Source organism: Verrucomicrobia bacterium CG1_02_43_26, from assembly GCA_001872735.1.
Classification (GTDB): Bacteria; Verrucomicrobiota; Verrucomicrobiia; order Opitutales; family CG1-02-43-26; genus CG1-02-43-26.
In genome coordinates this window covers 143457-163736 of sequence record MNWT01000016.1, presented here as the reverse complement: position 1 = coordinate 163736, position 20280 = coordinate 143457, and the positions used below count along the sequence as shown (strand labels likewise).

At 42.9% G+C, this 20280-nt stretch carries 13 protein-coding genes and 2 pseudogenes; 2 read left to right on the top strand and 13 right to left on the bottom strand.

The window, feature by feature from the left end; all coding sequences use genetic code 11:
- From AUJ82_06520 to AUJ82_06505, 4 genes and pseudogenes are all read right to left on the bottom strand, one after another.
- Nucleotides 1-419, bottom strand: a pseudogene (locus tag AUJ82_06520) (hypothetical protein).
- A 29-nt stretch (nt 420-448) separates the two neighbouring features.
- The gene (locus AUJ82_06515) at nt 449-802 is read right to left on the bottom strand and encodes a hypothetical protein (GenBank protein ID OIO59416.1); all 354 of its coding nucleotides are present in this window, start codon (nt 800-802) and stop codon (nt 449-451) included.
- A 71-nt stretch (nt 803-873) separates the two neighbouring features.
- The gene (locus AUJ82_06510; protein OIO59415.1) at nt 874-1848 is read right to left on the bottom strand and encodes a zinc transporter ZntB; all 975 of its coding nucleotides are present in this window, start codon (nt 1846-1848) and stop codon (nt 874-876) included.
- Nucleotides 1841-2824, bottom strand: coding sequence for a hypothetical protein (locus AUJ82_06505; GenBank protein OIO59414.1), 984 nt, complete (start codon nt 2822-2824; stop codon nt 1841-1843). Before AUJ82_06505 ends, AUJ82_06510 begins: the two co-directional genes overlap by 8 nt.
- 148 nt (nt 2825-2972) lie before the next feature.
- Here AUJ82_06505 and AUJ82_06500 point away from each other — a divergent pair, with 148 nt between their 5' ends.
- A complete protein-coding gene (locus AUJ82_06500) occupies nt 2973-3494 on the top strand; it encodes a hypothetical protein (protein ID OIO59413.1) in 522 nt (173 codons plus the stop codon).
- A 4-nt stretch (nt 3495-3498) separates the two neighbouring features.
- On the opposite strand, the gene AUJ82_06495 is transcribed toward AUJ82_06500, so the two are convergent.
- The 7 genes and pseudogenes from AUJ82_06495 to AUJ82_06465 all read right to left on the bottom strand — a co-directional run bounded on the left by AUJ82_06495 (nt 3499) and on the right by AUJ82_06465 (nt 12400).
- A complete protein-coding gene (locus AUJ82_06495) occupies nt 3499-5541 on the bottom strand; it encodes a hypothetical protein (GenBank protein ID OIO59412.1) in 2043 nt (680 codons plus the stop codon).
- 125 nt (nt 5542-5666) lie between these two features.
- Nucleotides 5667-5983: pseudogene (locus AUJ82_06490) on the bottom strand (hypothetical protein).
- 195 nt (nt 5984-6178) lie between these two features.
- A complete protein-coding gene (locus AUJ82_06485; GenBank protein ID OIO59411.1) occupies nt 6179-8023 on the bottom strand; it encodes a phosphomethylpyrimidine synthase in 1845 nt (614 codons plus the stop codon).
- 59 nt (nt 8024-8082) lie between these two features.
- Nucleotides 8083-8988, bottom strand: coding sequence for a lipoyl synthase (locus AUJ82_06480; GenBank protein OIO59410.1), 906 nt, complete (start codon nt 8986-8988; stop codon nt 8083-8085).
- A 103-nt stretch (nt 8989-9091) separates the two neighbouring features.
- The gene (locus tag AUJ82_06475; GenBank protein OIO59409.1) at nt 9092-10027 is read right to left on the bottom strand and encodes a hypothetical protein; all 936 of its coding nucleotides are present in this window, start codon (nt 10025-10027) and stop codon (nt 9092-9094) included.
- A gap of 100 nt (nt 10028-10127) precedes the next feature.
- The gene (locus tag AUJ82_06470; protein OIO59408.1) at nt 10128-11024 is read right to left on the bottom strand and encodes a hypothetical protein; all 897 of its coding nucleotides are present in this window, start codon (nt 11022-11024) and stop codon (nt 10128-10130) included.
- Nucleotides 11025-11032: 8 nt separating this feature from the next.
- Nucleotides 11033-12400 (bottom strand): hypothetical protein, encoded by a 1368-nt coding sequence (locus AUJ82_06465; protein ID OIO59407.1) that lies wholly within the window; start codon nt 12398-12400, stop codon nt 11033-11035.
- A 551-nt stretch (nt 12401-12951) separates the two neighbouring features.
- Between AUJ82_06465 and AUJ82_06460 the strand changes: the two genes are divergently transcribed.
- A complete protein-coding gene (locus tag AUJ82_06460) occupies nt 12952-15540 on the top strand; it encodes a DNA mismatch repair protein MutS (protein ID OIO59427.1) in 2589 nt (862 codons plus the stop codon).
- A 3-nt stretch (nt 15541-15543) separates the two neighbouring features.
- On the opposite strand, the gene AUJ82_06455 is transcribed toward AUJ82_06460, so the two are convergent.
- Together AUJ82_06455 and AUJ82_06450 are read right to left on the bottom strand one after the other, a co-directional pair.
- Nucleotides 15544-17367, bottom strand: a complete 1824-nt coding sequence (locus AUJ82_06455) for a hypothetical protein (GenBank protein ID OIO59406.1) — start codon at nt 17365-17367, stop codon at nt 15544-15546.
- A complete protein-coding gene (locus tag AUJ82_06450; protein ID OIO59405.1) occupies nt 17364-20270 on the bottom strand; it encodes a hypothetical protein in 2907 nt (968 codons plus the stop codon). Before AUJ82_06450 ends, AUJ82_06455 begins: the two co-directional genes overlap by 4 nt.
- Nucleotides 20271-20280: the final 10 nt, after the last annotated feature.

Below are 20280 nucleotides of genomic sequence, written 5' to 3'. Positions count from 1 at the left end.
GATACCCGATCGGGTATCCGTTCACGAGGAGCTTTCAGACAAGGTCTTCTTCCACGCCTTCGTTTTCTTCTGTAGAGATAGCGATAGAGGGCTCTTTCGTAAGCCACGCCATAGATCCATTTATAGATGGACTCGTGGCTGATGGCATGGCAAGATCCTTCTTGCTTCAGTCGATGGGCAATAGCGTCCGGAGACATTTCCATTGCAAGCATGTCTTCGATCAGTGTTTGCAGATCCCTGGAGCGTTCTATTTTTGAGCCCGGGGCGGGTTTTCTTTCAAGCCGCAACTTTTCCGCGTGACAGGAAGAGTATTCGTCTGTTTCAGCGCATTTATTGCGATTGATTTCTCTGCTAATCGTCGAGACAGTTACTTCCAGCATGCGGGCAATTGCCCGCATGCTGGCTCTCTCACGGAGCATGCGTTGAATTATATGTCGTTTTTCTAAGGTTAAGTGCTTGTATCGTTTTTCCATTGCAACAGTATTTTACCACACTGTTGCACTTCGAGTTTGAGATGGGGCTCGTCTTCGCCTTCGCTTTTCTTTTCGTTTACCAGTATTTCTCTTTTTTCAATATTTTTTTCTTTTTCGAGGATTACTGATTTATTCTTTTTCTTTTTATAGAGCTCAAAACTGTTGTTATGTTTGAAATCCTTGTTGCCTAATTCACCCAGATCTTCTTTTGTGTTAGTGGGTGTCAAATTTCCTTCATTACCACTATTGCTTCCTTTTCTAGTAAGAAGGGAAGGAATTTTGTTAATAAAATTTTTAAATGAGTTGTTTCCATTATTGCTTTTATTCATAACTTAATGATGGGTTTGTTGTGTGTTGAGAATAATACTCCGCCAAGGAAAGACAATCAAAGCTAAATTCGCTAAAACCACTTAAGTTTCTTGAATATAACAACTTGTATCAGAGTCAGTGCAACCATAGCTCCTGTTATAATAACAAATGCATTGTTATTATAAGCACCTGGGATGCCTGAAACGTTTATTCCAAACAGACCCGTCAAGAAGGTTAAGGGAAGGAAGATAGAAGCGATAACAGACAAGATATACATGTTCTTGTTCAAACGGTCGGAAAGGACGTTTGCGAGTTCGTCTCGAACGATCTGGCAACGTTCTCGAACGGCATCCAGGTCTTCCACATATCGCATGATGCGGTTATAATTTTCTTGTAAGTGGCGTATGTTGACTGTGTCTAGCCATGAGACTTCGGAGGAGTATAAATGAGTGATAGCATCTCGTTGCGGAGCCATATAGCGCCGGAACATAATTGCTTGTTTTCGAACCTCTACAATACCTTCCCGTAGGCTGTAGTCCGGGTTATCTAAAAGGCATTCTTCGATTTCATAAACACGTTCTTCAAGGGTTGCGAGTACGGGCTCCATGTGCTCAAACATACGTGTTACCAGCATACAAATGAAGTCGCCTGCAGTCTTGGGTCCGCGTTTACTGGACTTCAGTTTGTCTACCATTTCAGACAATGCTTTCACATCGCGTCGTTGTAAGGTAATAATACGGCAATCGTCTACCCATAAGCGCACAGACACCATGTCTTCGGGGTCTTCGTTTGCGTTTAAATTCACACCGCGAAAGATCATAATGGCGCCATCTTCAATCTCAGTTACCCGAGGTCGTGTCTCATCCACTAAAAGCGCGTCTGTGATAAACGGGTCAAGATAAGAAGTTTCTTCTTCCAGCCAACCTTTAGTTCGCGGATTGCTAGCATCGAGGTGTACCCAGGTTAAATGTTCTGCCTCCACCTCCTTAGCAACTTCATCCTCTTTGATAGGACGTGCATTCCCGTTTTCATCAAATGCAAATGCCCAAATGATATGATTATTCATCTACGCTACCGTCCTTGTCTCTAATTATGTGGATGTCTCTTTGAGGGAAAGGAATTTGTATATTATGCTCTTTGAATTTGTTCCATATAGAGAACATGACATCACTTCTGGGCTGAAGCCTACCCTTACGAACATCTTCAACCCAGAATAGCAACCGGAAATTGACAGAACTGTCCCCGAATTCAGTCAAATAGCACCTGGGCTCGGGTGCCAAGCTACACATCGGGTGCTCTTTCGCTGCTGCTAATAATAGCTCTCGTACTTGATCTAAATCGGAGCCATAAGAAACCCCAACCAAGACTTCTGCACGAGACTGGTTATTCGAGTATGTCCAATTAATGACTCTGGTTGTTATGAACTCCTCATTTGGAACCATTACTTCTTTACTATCAAACTGCTCAATGAGTGTATAGCGTGCCCCAATATAGCGCACATATCCTGCGGTACCGTCAGGAAGCTCTATCATAGCCCCTTCTTCTACAGATGATTCAAATAAAAGGATCAGCCCGCTGATAAAGTTAGAAGCGATCTTCTGTAAGCCAAAGCCGATACCGATACCGAGTGCCCCACCAAAAATGGCCAGTGCAGAAAGATTCAGGTTTAAAATCCTCAAGACAACGAGAAACGCAATACAGTACAGTAATATTTGAACAGCTTTTGCAATTAGCGCCCGGTTGCCCGCTCTTACCCTTAATTTTCGTAGTCTGCTATCGATAAACACAGACACAAAATGCGTCAGCCAAAGCGTAAGAATAATGAGCCCTAGGCGTTGGAGTATTCCATATACGCTCACTTCATAATAGCCTATGTGAAAGGTCAATCTTTCTGAATCCAGATAGGCAATCGCGGGGTCAATATACCCCAGAATATAAAGCGTGGCACCTGCCACGACAAGCAATGCAAGGATTAGCTTTACCTGCCAGCCTGTTGGCTTAAACACGAAAGAAAAACATTTTTTTTGAAATTTAGCTTTCATCGAGTCACTGTTATAATTTCTTTCATCATATGCTAACCATTGATAAATAAAAGTAAAATTTCAATAATGTTTGATTTGCAATTTTGCTTTTGCCATTGTTTATTCCGACATCATAGATGTCCTGAATACCCAAACCCTTATTATTCTGATGAACTTCAACTTACCACATCAAGACGCTTGCATTCAATTGATCGCATTTTGCCAGGAGAATCCCATAAGGTCTCTTAATCGTTTATTTAATCGAGTCGTTGAGTACGTTAGTAACTCAGAGCTGGCTAATGCTTTTTCTAAAGATCCGATTATGAAGCAGGCACGTTTTACAGTTGAAAAATGGTTGTGCCTTCGTGAGCTTGGTATCATCGAAGACAACAATAGGGGCGAGGGAAGGATTGATCTAGAATCACAAGAGACGGATGAAGCGCTTAATCCAGAGTCACAGAAAGACGAAGCGCGTATACTAGACTATAAACTCTCCTCCTACATTGTGGGTGCTATAACAACACTAGGTATTCTGTATCGGTTATATGACTATATGACGAGTATGTACCAGTTTGCCGCTATTGCTATGGTCAGCAGTATTTCTTTTGTAATTTGCACATACTTCGCCTCATTCCTGATCCACTATCGTGAGGGGCATTTTTCAAAACCACAGAAAGAAAAGGTAGAGTAGGGCTTTACTCTTTATTTAAAGAGTACGCTGCGCTTAGATCATTTATCGGAATAACTTTATTCGCAAAGTTTCCGCTATGATTATGGTCTACGAAAAGGATAATACTCTTCTGTAAATTATCTTTCATGTATTTCTCGATCATGAGTTTCGTTGTTTGATCAATAGCAGAAGTGGCTTCATCTAGAATCAGCATTCCAGGCTTCTCTAGAAGGCACAAGATCGCGGCGATTAACGCTAATCGTTGGCGCTCTCCGCCACTGAGCACGCCGGACCAATCCGTTTCCTTGTCGTCGATATGGTCAATAAATCGTTTATCATCAAATCCAAATTTTTTGAGCAATCCAACGATTTGTTCTTTTTTCTCTTTGTTAACAGATCCGATTTCAGGGTACTGAATAATATCCAGCAAGCTTATTTTACCTCTGGGTATATAAGAGGTTTGAGGAATAAAATACATGTTTTCATGCGTAGTCATCTGACCGCTAACAGCTGGGTAAAGGCCAGCGAATGCCCGTATGCTAGTGGATTTTCCTTCACCGGATTTTCCGCTCAATTGGCAGATATCCCCGGCTTTCAGGCTTATTTTCCCTTTTGCAAAATGCCCTTCAGCATCTATCTTCCCAATCGTGCCGTCAAATTCAAATTTTATTTCTTGAGTCACCTGAGTCTTAAAATTTTTGCCTTTGTCGAGTTGTTTCTGTTCCCATGCTTTTATGTATTCCACAAGCCTTTCTACGCGATCTATGTCCACTTTGCTTGCAGTTATCCATTTAGAGTTCGCCTCTTTCCAACAGACAAAATTAAACAGATCATAAACACGTTTAGCTACAAGTTCAGCCGTTGCACCTTTTATGAGACCGCCAATCAATTTTTCTTTGCATAAATATATCCCCAAGGCAAAACCGCCGACACTGAAGATCGTTGTGATGAGATTTTTAATCAGGCACACCCCGGCAAACTTAATATTGAGACTAAGTAGTCTATCAAACAATCCCGATAGAATACCAATCTCATATTGCTGACCTTGCTTTAGTAGAATAGATTCTGCTGACCTATCCACATCATGAAACTTCCCATGCAACTGATCATGTATGCGTGCCCCTCGTTCAAAATACAGTTGAATAAAATAATTACATGTCGCGACCGCAAGTTTTACAAGAAGGAGTATCCCTATACATTTCTTTATAATATCAAAACCCAAAATGTTTGTAATTGTTTTAGCGGCAAGTGCGAATGAAGCACATGTTTTAATCCACTCAGCCAACATTGAACCTATCTGACCAGCCCAGCTCTTAATGTCGGCAGAAAGAATATGTGGCGCATTCACTTTCCCCTTTTTCTTTATATCAATATACTTCATCCCGTAACAAGCGCCGGAATCAATCCACTCTTTGGTTAAGTCAATTTCCATCTCGGTAGAGAATATATGCTCAAAAACGGTGCTGAAGGTTGAAGCTGTCACTTGACTTCCTACAAACGCACCTAATGCGGTCATCACGGGCCAATAGGCGGCATCAAAAAGCTCGGCAGTTAGGCCTGTTGAGTGGATTGTATTTGATAATGTTGAAAAGGATTCATCTAAAGACCCCATCAATGCATAAGCTACATAGAAGTTTAGCGCAGAAACGCCCGCAATAAAGGCCAGGTTCTTTGAATGCCACAAAACGCTTTTCCCTGTCTCAAACGCTTTGCTCAGTGAGAGGCACTTCAAGTTCTTCCAGACGGTTTGGGCTGTAAGATCTTTCACGTCCCGAGTGTTTAATCCCACCAAATACTTTCCATATATATTAAATCCATCAAACAAAAATGAAGGTACCGGCAGTAAGAAATCGACTACTTTATAACCCGCCCAAGCACTGCGCGTAAATAAGCTAGTGTGTTCTGGCTCGATTTTTGAGGTTTTTGCTGTAACGTTGCTATTTCCCTTTTTTTGAACAACAGAAATTCCCTTCTGATTGAATGGGGTATTATTCTTTTTCGTGCGATTCCTATAATTCGACTGAACCGTATTGCTCTCCGTGGCCTTTTTTACTCGTTTCTTACTCATAGCATTTAGAAAAAAAACAAGTATAGCTCGTTTATCCCCTATGGCAATATGGAAATAAGACAGTCATGATTCAAAAGCATGCGTCTCTCGACCCCAGAGCGCTACCCGTACCCGTTTAGTAATTGCTACGGATGCGGTGTTATGGCGATAATAGTAATAACCGGTATCCGTTTGCTTTTTATTGTTTCATCTGGGCCAAAATAAAAGAAAATACGGTAAGCACCAGGTGTTTTATTTTGGGCGTAAGCCTCACATACTTTTCTCCATTTGGGTCTTTTTTAGACTCAAATATATGTACCTGTAAAGAAGGCTGCTTCAGGTTTGTTTCAATAAGGTGCAACGCCTTTTTAACTTGTTTCGCACGCCCTATATCGGATTTATTGTTGAGGATCTCGCCAAGCTGGGATTCTGCTTCAGGATTAAAAAGCAATTTGAAATCCATGTGGTGGCTATATTAGTCTTTTGCGTATTTTGCAAAGGAGCCCAAGTATTTAGCCTTGCCCTCGCCAGCCTCTTTAAGGCCTCGATCAACGGAACGATTGGCAGCCTCATTTTCATATAACCACATTTCTCTTGCGGGAATAGTAACAACGGGTTGCAGCAGTATATCGCCATCTTATTGAATAGATATTAACGCCTACGTATACAGTGCGCTTCCTTGTTCGACAAACTCCTTGGCCTTCTCTTCCATGCCGGACTCTGCGAACTTACGCACGTCTTCGGATATTTTCATGGAGCAAAAGTTGGGTCCGCACATCGAGCAGAAGTGAGCTGTTTTCGCTTTCTCCTGGGGGAGGGTAGCGTCATGAAACTCTCTTGCTCGTTCCGGATCCAAGGAAAGGTTAAACTGGTCTTCCCAACGAAACTCAAAGCGTGCTTTAGAAAGGGCATTGTCTCTATACTGTGCCGCGGGGTGCCCTTTAGCAAGGTCTGCCACGTGGGCCGCAATTTTGTAAGTGATCACGCCGTCACGCACATCATTCTTGTCCGGCAATCCAAGGTGCTCTTTGGGTGTCACATAACATAGAAGCGCGCAACCGTACCATCCGATCAAAGCTGCTCCTATACCGCTCGTAATATGGTCATACCCAGGTGCAATGTCTGTTGTTAATGGCCCCAGCGTATAGAAAGGTGCTTCATCACACCATTTAAGCTGCTTCTCCATGTTCTCTTGGATCATGTGCATGGGGATGTGTCCCGGCCCTTCGTTCATCACTTGGACACCGAGCTCCCAGGCGCGTCTGGTCAACTCGCCTTGGGTTTTGAGTTCTCCGAATTGCGCCGCGTCATTAGCATCCGCGATCGAGCCAGGCCTTAGGCCATCGCCAATTGAGAACGAAATATCATACGCGCGCATAATCTCACAAATCTCATCCCAATGGGTATAGAGGAAATTCTCCTGGTGGTACGTCAGGCACCACTTGGCCATGATAGACCCACCACGGGAAACAATCCCCGTCATCCGCTTAGCCGTTAAAGGGATATAGCGTAAGAGTACGCCGGCATGAATCGTAAAGTAATCTACGCCTTGCTCAGCTTGTTCGATTAACGTGTCTCTAAAAATCTCCCAATTCAGGTCTTCTACCTTACCGTTTACCTTTTCAAGGGCTTGGTAAATCGGTACTGTACCGATTGGCACAGGGGAGTTACGAATAATCCACTCTCTGGTCTGGTGAATATTCTTGCCCGTAGAGAGATCCATTACGGTGTCTGCTCCCCAGCGCACCGCCCAGCGTAGTTTTTCAACTTCTTCTTCAATGGAGGAAGTAATGGCTGAGTTCCCAATATTAGCGTTAATCTTTACCAAGAAATTGCGCCCAATAATCATGGGCTCTAGTTCACGGTGGTTAATGTTACAAGGAATGATCGCACGACCTCTTGCAATCTCATCACGCACAAACTCTGGCGTAATTATTTTCGGTATACTTGCTCCGAAGGACTGTCCGACATGTTGAATGCGTAAATCGTTCTGAGCCGCTGCCGGGTTCATCTCCAATGCTTCGCGCGCATTTTGTAAACGCATGTTTTCTCGAATCGCCACAAACTCCATCTCCGGAGTAATCACCCCACGCCTGGCGTATTCTAGCTGAGTAACTGCTTTGCCACCCTTGGCCCGCATGAACTTTCTAGGCTCATGACCTGTAAACGTCTGCAGCTTATTCTTCTCAATCGCGTGCTCTCTATGCTTGTCGGACAAATACCCATCATCAAGTGGTTTAATCTCACGCCCCTCATACTCCTCAACATCCTGACGTTCCTGAACCCATGTTTTCCGTAACTCGGGTAAGCCCTTAGTCACATCGCCTTCATAATCCTCATCACCCCAAGGTCCAGCGGTATCGTATACGCGCAACGGCTCATTTTCTTCAACAGTGCCGTTGGCATGGTGAGTAGGGGAGAGGGAAATCTCCCGCATAGGGACTTTTATATCAGGCCTGCTGCCTTCTATATAGACACGCTTGGAGTTAGGAAAAGAATCCATAGGTAGTAATTGTCGTTAAATAATACAATAGAATCGATAATAAAAAAATAAAAAGGGGTCTATATAGCCTGATCTGTACGCACACGAGATCCTGTCAGCCCATAAGCTTCAGATTGTTCTTCCGCGTGATATGAGGAACGCACCAACGGGCCAGACTCAATCACACCAATTCCAATGGAAAGGCCATACTCCTTCCATTCATTAAACTCTTCTGGCGTCACCCAGCGATCAATCGGGGTATGCTTTTCCGAAGGGCGCAAATATTGGCCAATGGTAATGATATCTACGCCAATACTACGCAAGTCCCGCAAAGTTTCTGCGATTTCTTCTTTCTGTTCCCCCATGCCCAACATAATGCCAGATTTGGTCACAAAGCCCTTTTTCTTGGCGTAATCAAGTACCCACAGGGTTCTATCATAGGTAGCTGTTTTCCGAATGGGCCTCTGCAAACGCTTTACCGTTTCCATGTTGTGGTTTAAAATGTCAGGCTTTGCGGCAAGAACGATATCCATCTGCTCCGATTTGCCCTGGAAGTCTGGAATCAACACTTCCACTGCGGTGTTCGGGCAGCGAAAACGAATCGCGCGTATCGTAGCAGCCCATATAGAAGCTCCACCGTCTTTTAAATCGTCACGTGCAACAGAGGTAACAACGGTGTGCTTAAGCCCCATTTTTGCAACTGCGTCTGCGACTCTGGCTGGCTCTCCGATGTCTACGGTCCCTGGCCGACCTGTCTGAATGGCACAAAAAGTACAAGAGCGGGTACACACGTTCCCTAAAATCATCACGGTTGCGGTTCCGCGAGACCAACACTCTCCCATATTTGGGCACTGAGCACTTTGGCAAACGGTATGCAGCTCATTATCATCAACGAGTTTTCTGACAGACTTGTATTCCGGGCTAGAGGGTAGTTTTGCGCGCAGCCAATCCGGCTTCTTTTGCGTCATCTGGTCTTTATTATCCATGTGAAATAAGATTTGGCTTAATTGTGTCAGGTATACTCCCGAAGCTACCCATAATTATAATACGTTGAATGCCCACAACGTCAAGGACACAACTTTATTTAGTTTACGCGAGCGGGTAGAAGTATGCTGAATTCAATTCTGGGTACTGTACCGAAAGCCAGTATTGAGAGGTGCTGCCCGCTAGACATAAGCCGCCCAAGCAAAGCGCAATAACGGCACCCTTAATTGTTTCGTGATCAGGGGAATACTCTTTAATCAGCTTAATTGTGTAGTGATTAACATTCTTCCAGAAAACAGATGCTCCTTTGATAAGGATCTGATCTATGGCTTCTTCTGAAAGGTGACTGAGTTCAGTGACCATTTTGTAATTTATATCATGATTGGGATATTTTTCCATTACTGTAGCGACTTTAATAGCCTCTTCCTCTGTTAAACCGTTTAAGAAAGCTTCACATAGGGGAATCGTATCACATTTATAGTGCCCTGTGGTTTTGAGATTCTTTATAATCGTTTCAAGTTGAACCATTTTTTCCGTTTTTTCTTCAACATCGCTAAAAAGTATAATCTTTTGAGGCGTGATCCCCAAATGGGTATTCCATAGACAACTTTGGATTTTTATCTGGCGAAGATATAACTGATTGGCTATTGCGTGCTTAAACTTCTGTTTCCCTTTTTTGGGATATAAGTATGACAATTCCTTAAGCTGAATTTCGGTAGATAGCTTGGGATGCTTTAAAAGCTTCTTTATGTTTTTTGACTCAAAAAGGGCAATATTGATCCCATATTGATTCAATTTCTTTCTGCAATCTAAACCAGAACGATTCACGCTCGTAAACAGCAAGAAATTCTTAAGCCCCATAAACTGGCTTAAGTAGAAAATAACATCCAATGGAAAGAACACTTTATGCTCATTTGTAATTAACTTAATAGTCCGAGTATCCTTGTCCTCGTTTTTTTCGGTATTAAGTGATTTATTATCAGAATCAGTAATGTGAGAATTAGTATGTATTGTTTTAATGAATTTTTTAGTATGAATCATGACGTAGTATGTTGATGCGATAATGCTTTCAGTAGAGTGAAAATATTAAACCGTAAAGATTACCTGTAGTCAATGAAATCAATAACTGATTAATCAATGCTTACTTCTGCAAGAAGAATTGCTGCTGCTTGTCGGATATCGGCATACCAATTTTTTCCATAACAGACATCATGTCTTCCCAGACCATTCTCTTCGTCTTTAGGGTGTCATTACGTAGTAAATAGGAAGGATGGAAAGTGATCATTAACGGCGTGCCTTCAAATTCCAGCCACTTGCCGCGTACATCGCCCATGCGCCTTTTTGGAGCCGCGCCCAGGAGGCCGCTTACGGCGGTAGCTCCCAAGGCTACAATCACTTTGGGTTGTACGATTTCGATTTGAGCCTTCAAGTAAGGCAGGCAGACCTCCATTTCTTCTTGAGTAGGCGGTCTATTGCCAAAAGGAGTCGGCATCTCTGGCCGCCAGTTCATAATATTACTTATATAAACAACCGATCGCTTCAACCCCATCGCTTCTATGATCTTTGTCAATAGTTGCCCGGCTTTTCCCACAAAAGGCTCTCCTTGTGTTTCTTCATCCGCTCCAGGGGCTTCGCCGCAGAAAAAGATTTCTGAATCTAACGATCCCACACCAAAAACGACTTTCTTACCCGGCTTTACGTGTGCGGTACAAATAGGACAATTAGTCACTCTATCTCTCAAATATTCCCAACGTTCCTGTTTACTTCCTTCCGGCAAGGTAAATGCAGTTATTTTCTCCAAAGTTTTTTCAACGGGCTTTTCTTTCGCCTCTTTAGGGGACTCATTTTTTACGAAGTCGACAGCAACTTCCTTAGTATGGGGTATTTCCTCAGCTTCGGTACGCGTTTCTATATGCTTGATTCCTGAAACCGCACTGCGCAATGATTCCAAGGTCTCGGCCGATACTGCTACAGATTTCGCCCCGCGCGCTTTCAACTTGCCCAAGTGGCCAACTAATTGTTCCAAACTGTGCTTCATGTGCCCTTTTATTTTCGTATTCTCAATACCCTTGTCTCATTATCCCGTTGTACAAGCAATATAAAATACTTTCGACTGGTGTCGTCTTTTGCTGTGTGAATGAGTGCTATGGCATCTGCATAATTCGTAACCTCATGGTCATCTATTCTTTTAATCCAGTCTCCCGGCTTAACGCTGGCATCATCCGCGGGACTGTTATACTTTACAAAATCAACAATTACGCCTCCGGCATCCGCTTTGAATACATTGCGCTTAACGCCATCATCCAAGGTATACTCCCTAAGTGCCATGCCGTACTCGGGCAGGTATTCCCGTTTCGCTTGGCTCAGGCCCTTAGCGGCAGCTTCTATAACGACTTCGAAATCCTTTATTTCTCGGTTTCTAAAGATTTGAAAGGTTACCTTGTCACCGATTTTCTTTTCTCGAATGAGCAGAGCCAGATACTCCGGGTATGCGTATGATGCGGCAAAAAAGGGTATTGGGAGTCCATCGATACCTAATATAATATCCCCGGGCAGTATACCGGATTTGCTGGCCGGGCTGTTTTCCACAACGTTGCCAATAACAATCCCAGAACTTTCCTCTAGCCCGAAAAATGCGAGCGCTTTCGGGTTCAAGGGGTCTGCTCCAATAACACCAATGGAGGGAATAGGATCTCCGCCTATGTTTTTAGGAGCGCCCTTTAGGTAGTGAAAAAAGTCTTCCGCAAATAAGAAACGTTCGGTCCGTCCACTAGGAGTCAGCTGGGTCATATACTTTTGGCCATTAATATCGATTTGATAGGGAGAGTTTAGGGGTAAAATTCCCCAACCCACAAATTCGCCTTTTCGGTTAAACGTAGGCATTCCCGCGGTACACACAAAGCTTTGTGCCCAGCCGACACGGTAGGGCGAATGGTCAATGAAACTCACTTGGCTTCGATGCAGCGCACTCTCATAGCAATCATTCTGAAATTCAAGCACACTGATTCCCCACACGGGATCGCCTTGTTTGGCGGTGGCGCGTTTATAATCACGAATGGACTTCATTTCCTTCACCACATCTCCTTTTGCCTTCAGATAATGAAGCTCCAGGAGATTGTCAGATCCTAAATATTCGGCTTCATGCCCTTGAGAACGCTTCCATAAAGGGTATACTTTGAAGTCCGAAAGCTGCTCTATTGAAACGTTGTTCGGTATATCAAAACTGTTGAGGACGATTGTCCCTTCATTATCAATGACAACCCCGTTCACCACTTTCTTTTCTTGATCTAAGTAATATTTAACCGTGTATTGCACCACAACACAGGATCGCAAGCGCTCATCATAGAGTCTGGCAAAGTTATCTACATGTTTCCCGCGTTCCTTTCCCATTAAGGACGTAGTCGCAAAAAGCATGGCTAAAAAATATAAGGGCAAGGATCTCTTTTTCATTCAAAAATCAGTTCTAGGAAAAATTAACTATGCCACACGCCAACAACTATAGAAAAGTAAATAATTTTGGACAGTAGGAATGAGAGCTGAGCATAGTTTGCCTGAAATTGGCGCTTTTGTAAAATTAAAACACGATAATAGGCTTTTTTATTAGTTTTTTTACAGAAAATAATTGACTGTTATGAAATTATTATATTACAATCTTGGCCTTTGAATTTCCTCATTCAAAGAATACCCAACCTACTGATCAACGTTAACCCATCAAACTATTGTTTGTATAATGAAAGCTACCTCTACTAATATCTGTTGCTTGGCTTCGAAGGCCACGCATTTATTCATCACATATCGTTTCTATTTTTGGGGACCCTATGGTTATATATTACCGATCTCTAAGTTCAAACGACAGCCAAACGTATGGCTTAGCAGGTTTTCCTGGAGGCTTGGGCAAGGCAATAGCCATTCCATTATTGCAAATGCGCATATGTGTAATTAAATTTCACGGGTGTCATCTGATTATGATAAAAGAGAATAATAGTACACTTACGCCTATGATGCAGCAATACCTCTCTATTCGAGAGGCATTACCTGCTGCCACTTTCCTTCTTTTTCGTTTGGGAGACTTTTATGAGCTCTTTTTGGAGGATGCAAAGGAGGCATCATCACTGCTTGGTCTCACATTAACTCATCGTAACGGAAATCCGATGGCCGGGATCCCTTACCATGCTGCCGAAACTTATGTTAATAAGCTTCTCGCCATGGGTAAAAAAGTAGCTATTTGCGATCAGGTCGATTCACCACAACCTGGTAAGCTTGTGAAACGGGAAGTTACCCGTATGCTAACACCAGGCACACGTATTGAATCCTCTCAATTAGAAGCCTCTCGTAATAATTATATGCTTGCGATCACGTTTGTTGATCAAGAGCTGCAGGCAGCTTGGCTCGACTTATCTACCGGCGACTTTCAAATCGCTTCGGATAAGAATTACGATAATCTTCTTTCCGTATTTTATTCAATTGACCCTCAGGAGATTGTTCTGCCTGAATGGGCGCACAAAAGTTGGGAGTCTGATGCATGGCGTGAGGATTTTATGGAGAAGTTTAATTACTTTTCTCAAGAAAGGGTAATTTCCCATGTGGCTGACTTCCAGTTTGACCTTGTTAGTGGCGCGCGTACTGTCATCGAAACATTAGGTGTTCTAGGCCTAGATGGCTTTGGCATAGCACATAAGCATAATGCTTTAGGAGCCGCGGGCGCTTTAGTCTATTATGCTACAGAGAGCTTATGTAGCCGCCCAAGAAATTTATTTAGTATACGTGAATATAAGAGCGAGCGCTCTTTAATCCTGGATCCTGCTACACTACGTAATCTGGAAATATTTTCTTCCAGTCAAAATACTCGCGAAGGCTCACTGATTCAGGCAATGGATGCCACGGTGACGGCAGCTGGAGCCCGCTTATTGGAACAATTTTTAGCGACTCCGGCTATTGATATCCTTGAATTAAAACGCAGGCAAAATTGTGTCGGTGAATTTGTGGAAGAAGTTTCGTTAGCCGAGCAACTCCGAGAACAGCTGGCTCAATTAAGAGATATTACTCGTATTTTGACACGACTCCAAAACCGTTCTCGTAATCCGCGTGAGCTTGCGGGCATTCGTGATACGATAGCTTTGTTGCCGGATATCTATAGGTTATTGACTGAATTTGAAGGAATGAGCGTTCGAGCTCTGGCTAATCAAATCACGACATTTGAAGCATTGTGCGATTTGCTAATAAGCGCTTTAAATGAAGAGCTGCCTACGAAACTGCAGGAAGGCGGAGTGATCAAAAAGGGATATGACAAAGAGTTGGATCGTTTGCTGGATCTGACCCATAATAGCAAAAACTGGCTTACCGAATTTGAACATCAGCAGCAATCAGCAAGCGGTATCAAGAATCTTCGCGTTAAATATAACGGGTCCTTCGGCTATTTTATCGAGGTCACGAAATCGAATATCGATCGCGTGCCCAGTCATTATGTCCGTAAACAAACCATGACTAATGCCGAGCGTTATTACACCGAGGAACTTAAAGCCAAGGAAAAAGAAATTTTGGAAGCAGAGGAAAAGGCGTTGCGCTGCGAAGAGGCTTTGTATGATGAACTGCTCGCTCAAGTGCTTGAACACAGCAGCAAATTGGCAGAAACAGCTGAAGCGCTCGCCGAAATAGATTTGTTTACCGGTTGGGCTCAAGTTGCGCGAGACTGGGATTATTGTTGCCCCATGTTGGATGAAAGCGATGCGCTTGATATCAAACAAGGACGACACCCTGTTATTGAGCAGATGCTCAGTAAGACTCGTCTTGGCTTGGGTGGCAGCCATAAATTTGTACCTAATGATACTTATTTAAGCGCTTCTCAGGATCAAATTGCTGTTATCACAGGGCCAAATATGGCCGGTAAATCCACTTATATTCGCCAGGTTGCTTTGATTACGCTTATGGCGCAAATAGGTTCATGGGTTCCCGCAAGCGAATGCCGCATTGGTATTGTAGATAGGATTTTTTCCCGAGTTGGTGCCAGTGATGAACTTTCCCGTGGCAATTCCACATTTATGGTCGAAATGAACGAAACGGCTAATATTTTAAACAACTGCACGAATCGAAGCCTCATCATTCTGGATGAAATTGGCCGAGGTACCAGCACTTATGATGGCTTGAGCATCGCATGGGCAGTGGTTGAGCACCTACATAGTAATGAGGCAGAGGGTCCTCGTACACTCTTTGCTACCCATTATCATGAACTGCCACAGCTGGAAAGCTCACTTCCCCGTTTACGTAACTTCTCTGTTTCGGTTAAAGAGTGGAATGATGAAATTATTTTTGTAAGGCAAGTCATCCCCGGTGCGGCGGATAAGTCTTACGGTATACAGGTGGCTCGTCTTGCCGGTCTTCCGAAATCCGTTATTGACCGTGCCAACGAAGTACTTGCTGAATTAGAAAATGAAGGTGTGAGCCTTCGCCAGCATCTTAAAAAAACACCTTATCGTAAAGATCGTGTTTTAATAAAACAAAGCGCTGTCGAGGAAGAAGCGTCCTCTCAACAGCAGCTCAATTTGTTTATGGACTAGCTCTTATTGGCTAATTTCGGGTACCGGATCTTCCATATACAGTCCCTCGGGGAAGATGACGTTTATGTTCGACATCAGAACGTCATCGCGTTTCTTAAGTTCTTCGTACAAATCGTTCTTCAAGAAAACCATGACACCAAATGCTCCGGTGATATCAGATGTGTTGTAGCTCGCTTGCATATTCTTGTTCTGAATAAAGACAAAACGGTAGTTATCCCAGAAACGCTTATACAAAGCCAAATTCTTTAAATAGCGATTCACAAAAAACTTTTCAGTTACCGCGATATTCCATGTCTTTGGTTCGCCGATAACAATGCGTGGGGAGAGTATATCGGGCTTTAGCCGATAGAAATCCTTTTGCTCAAAAGCTGCATGGTGCCATTCGCCCGTGTGGGAAGCGCCATTATGCGCGATAGACGTAAGATTCAATCCAATTAAATCATACACCATCCCGCTGTACCCGTACTTATAACCCCCGGCGGGAATAATCCCTAGCGTTGGCAAACCCGCTTTCCGGTCTTTAAACAAGTTTTCAAGAAAGACACCCGCAACACGACCTTGTTGAGACAATCGTATAATAAAAGGGTTACGCTCATACCAATTTACCCAAACATGGACACCGGCCATGAAAAAAAGCCCGATGAGAAAACCGTACACGTATGGCCTCAAGCGCCCTAGAGAAAATAATACGGTTCGATCCACCGTTTGTTTAGAAAGGGCAACAAAGTATACAAAGGCCAAGAAAAGCATGGGCCATATTGTTTGCAAGAAGCGATAGCCCTCAAAATGATCGCCCCCTTTATATATGTTGAAAGCGATAGGGCAAAAGAGAAAGCAGGAGAGCGTTAAATACGCGCGATCGATGGCAGCTAATTCACCGCTATGCTTAAAGCGCTTGTAAACATAAAGCCAACCCCACAAATTTAAAAATAAAATAACCAACGGAATGTAATAATTCCCCTGAACAAAATCAAGAAGATACAAGAGCCCATTGTTTATATTGTACCAAATATCCGAAGAAACCTTTGCGTAGTAAGGGTTAGGTAGCGGGTACCCGAAGTAATACACTCGCCAACTGACTAAAATTCCGGTTGTTACTAAATAAGATACGAAAGGTAATAGACACCATGCGAGTTGTCCTTTGCTTCTGTTTTTAACAAAAAATACGTTAGCCAAAAACAAAGTTGGAATAATCAATCCCCAAGCCATCCCTTCCGGGCGTCCTAGCACAACGAATATAATCAGTAACGAGCATCCCCACGCGTAGTTTTTTATTTTGGAGATCTGATCTTTTTCGTCTAAATGAATAAAGTGAAGAAGTGCGAGCATGGATCCATTGATGATGAGAGCCCACAAAGCAGGTTCCATCAGCGATATGGTTGTCCAGAACCAAAAAGGAAGTTCAAATATAAGCGTGAATAAAAATCCCCAGAATAAAATTTTAAACGTGAATGGCTTGTCGTGAAAAAGGTTTACAAGTTTGGTTTTGAAAAAATGCAGGTAGGCAAAAACGAGTATTGTTACGCAAACGACATTAAAACACAGAATTAAAAACTCGGGGTTATCCGTTATTAAAAAGCCTAGGGCGCAGACAAATACCCATAAGGTGGCGGAGAATCCTTCAACATGCTCACTGCCGATGTTATAGACAAAGCCATGCCCATTAACAAAGTTCTTAGCATATACAAAATATATATTGGCATCATCCACTCCCACCAAGGGACTGCGCGCGATATATTGGGTAATAGTTGTTAGGATAATGATAAACAGGAGGCAAATTATCCAGCCATTTAGATTTGTGTAACGTGAGAATAGGGGTTGTCTCATTGCGATTTGTTGTCTTTGGGGTTAATCGGTTGAGCGGCATCTTCATCGTAGTTGCCTGCAGGGGTAATTTTGACTAATAAGGCGTCTTTGTTAATTAAAAACGATTTGGCCACATCCATGATATCCTTTACGGTAAAGGATAGAAATTCAGGAAGGCGATTTCTGGCCCAATCCAGTCGTTGCGGATATTCCTGAGAGCGCCCTAAAACGAGATTCAGCCAGTATTTATTATTTCGTGCTGAAACCTTTACATTGTTGATCGTTGGTTTTATGGCCCGCTCAAATTCATCTTCTGTAATGCCATTGGCGTATAAATCTTGAGTCACCTTTAACGTGGCATCTGCGATAATATCGATATTCTCGGGGTCTACAATTGAAATAGCCAACAAGTACCCGTAGTCTTTAAATGTTTCGCTGGCATCAATCATCGCAAAAGAAGTGTACGTTTCTCCCATTTTCTCCCTCAACTCTATTCGTAATCTTTCATCAATAATATTGGCGAGTATACCTAATTTACGTGTTTGTGAAATGTCCCAAGTATCATCCGTTGGCCAATAGATGGCGACAAGCGCCTTGGGGATTTCACTATTTAAGAGAAAAGTTTTTTCATGTATGTTTTTGGGGAAATAAACTAGACGTTCTTTTTCAAAATTTGGTTTGATTTTATTTCTTTCAGGTAAGGTACCAAAAGTAAGTGCTACGTCTCTAATGGCGGCTTCTATATCAAAATCTCCTACAATAGAAATTTCCATAAATCCGTTGGATAGAGGCTCATTTAGCCAATCGCGAACGTCATCTAGGGTGTAACTCAGAAGAACAACTTTTTCAGGGAAGCCGAAACGATTGTCGTTACTTGTAATTAAACGGGCTACTTGGTTTTGCATAATGCCCTCAGGTGTGTTAGCTAATTGAATGTAAAGCTGGTCAATTTCTTTATGAGCTTGGCGCAATGCTTCCTCTCGGTATCCCGGCTCAATAATATAGGCTAGCATGAGGTTTAGTTGGTCACGCAAGTCTACCGGAGAAGTTATTCCTGACAACGCAAACGCATCATTATCTACTCGAAAGTTTACACTCACGGTTTTGCCTGCGAAAATCGTGGTTAACTCATCTATACTATGCTTTTGTAAGCCTCCTTGAATGAAGGTCATGTTGGTGAGTACATCTAGTCTAGGCTTGTCTTTTATGGATTCAAGCAGACCGCCCCCAAAGCGTACTGAAATTTGTATGGTGTTTGCCTCAAATTTTGTACTTTTTAGATTGAGATAAACGTTGTTTTGAAAACGGATTTGGTAAATATCTAAATCATCCTGATAAACGATACTGGCCACTTTGCCCGGTTCTTTGAAATCTGTGTATTTAAACTCTAAAATCGTTTTTTCAATGGGTGCGATTACCTCAGTGGCTTTGCTGTTTTCATAAACCTTAAGGATTTCTTGCTCCGGGTTCTTCAGAGATAAATTACCGCTAATAAAGATATACCGGCTATGCTGATTCCATGCTTTTCTAAAAACGTCTGTAATTGATGCCGGAGTGATTATCGTAAAGGCTTCTTGCGCAAGCGTATATTTTTGTTCGGGAGATAAATAAACTAAGCCACCGGAAATTTCCTTTACTATTTCGTTGGCGAGTGTAGGGGATCGCTTCGTCTTTGCTTGATCGGCTTCTTGTTGATAATCATTCAAGATAACTGCCTTTGCCTCTTCAAATTCGCTTTTAGTGAAGCCGTAATCAAGAGCTTTGCGTAGTTCTTGCTCTGCTAGGCCTAGGCATGCTTCCCACTTATCGGGTTGGCAGGTGAGCTCTATCGCAGAGATCATCCAAGCGTTTACTAGTTCGGTTGTATAACTGGCACCAACGGTAAAAGGAGCATTCTTTTCCTTGCTGAGAATAGAGAGACGTCGATTCATCATTACATTTGCTACAGATACCGAGAGTTCCTCAACAAACCGTGCTTTAGAGTCTGAGTTATAGGGAAAGGGAACAACATTGTGAATAGCTACATTTGTTTCTTCTGCTTCCGGCTCTGAGTGTAGCAACGCAACGGTTTTGCCTTGGTTACTCAATTCCCCTAGAGCCGGGCTAGCTTGAGGGGGATTTTTTGACTTTAGTGAAGAAAAATATTCTTTAATGTAGGGCACTATTTCCTTGGGGCTAATATCACCAGCAATCACCAATAGCATTCTTTCAGGCGTATACCATTCATTATAAAAACGTTGAAAATCTGGAAGGGCAAACGCTTCTATGTTTTCTTCTTTCCCAATAGGTAAACGCTTTGGGATAAGGGTGCCATCGAGGAGAAAGCTCAGCTGCGCAACATACGTGCGATAAAAAACAGAGTCTCGTTGGCGTTTTTCCGCAAGAATGACACCGCGTTCTCTGTTAATGATGTCCTCATGAAGGTCTAGCCCCCCCGCGAAATCTCTCATGACGGTAAAGCCATTTTTTAAGTATTCATCTGTGTGATCGGGCAAATCTAATTTATATACGGTTTCATCTAACCAGGTGTGGGCATTGGTATCTGCTCCGTGGGACATTCCTATGCGCTGAAAATACTTAATCATTTCTCCGGGAGGGAAATGCGTACTGCCTTCAAACTCTAAGTGCTCGAGGTAATGGGCTATACCTTGTTCAGAATCCTTTTCCATGAGCGAACCGGTATTAACGTATAATCGAAAACTAACCCGACCAGGAGGCTCTTCGTTATGTTTGATAGCGTATCGAAAGCCATTATCCAGACATCCAAAAGTGACACTGGGGTCAGGCGTAAGATCACTATTATCCTGAGGCCACTCGCATTTTCCAAAACAGATTGTGGTTATAAATAAAAATAGCAACATCCAGACTGTTTGAGAAAGAGATTTACTCTTGTTCCGGAGCATGATTGATTGGTCTTTTGGCATATATTTATAT

Coding starts and splice junctions, on each gene's coding strand:
- AUJ82_06515 (OIO59416.1), bottom strand. CDS start 802: ATGAATAAAAGCAATAATGGAAACAACTCATTTAAAAATTTTATTAAC.
- AUJ82_06510 (OIO59415.1), bottom strand. CDS start 1,848: ATGAATAATCATATCATTTGGGCATTTGCATTTGATGAAAACGGGAAT.
- AUJ82_06505 (OIO59414.1), bottom strand. CDS start 2,824: ATGAAAGCTAAATTTCAAAAAAAATGTTTTTCTTTCGTGTTTAAGCCA.
- AUJ82_06500 (OIO59413.1), top strand. CDS start 2,973: ATGAACTTCAACTTACCACATCAAGACGCTTGCATTCAATTGATCGCA.
- AUJ82_06495 (OIO59412.1), bottom strand. CDS start 5,541: ATGAGTAAGAAACGAGTAAAAAAGGCCACGGAGAGCAATACGGTTCAG.
- AUJ82_06485 (OIO59411.1), bottom strand. CDS start 8,023: ATGGATTCTTTTCCTAACTCCAAGCGTGTCTATATAGAAGGCAGCAGG.
- AUJ82_06480 (OIO59410.1), bottom strand. CDS start 8,988: ATGGATAATAAAGACCAGATGACGCAAAAGAAGCCGGATTGGCTGCGC.
- AUJ82_06475 (OIO59409.1), bottom strand. CDS start 10,027: ATGATTCATACTAAAAAATTCATTAAAACAATACATACTAATTCTCAC.
- AUJ82_06470 (OIO59408.1), bottom strand. CDS start 11,024: ATGAAGCACAGTTTGGAACAATTAGTTGGCCACTTGGGCAAGTTGAAA.
- AUJ82_06465 (OIO59407.1), bottom strand. CDS start 12,400: ATGCTTTTTGCGACTACGTCCTTAATGGGAAAGGAACGCGGGAAACAT.
- AUJ82_06460 (OIO59427.1), top strand. CDS start 12,952: ATGATAAAAGAGAATAATAGTACACTTACGCCTATGATGCAGCAATAC.
- AUJ82_06455 (OIO59406.1), bottom strand. CDS start 17,367: ATGAGACAACCCCTATTCTCACGTTACACAAATCTAAATGGCTGGATA.
- AUJ82_06450 (OIO59405.1), bottom strand. CDS start 20,270: ATGCCAAAAGACCAATCAATCATGCTCCGGAACAAGAGTAAATCTCTT.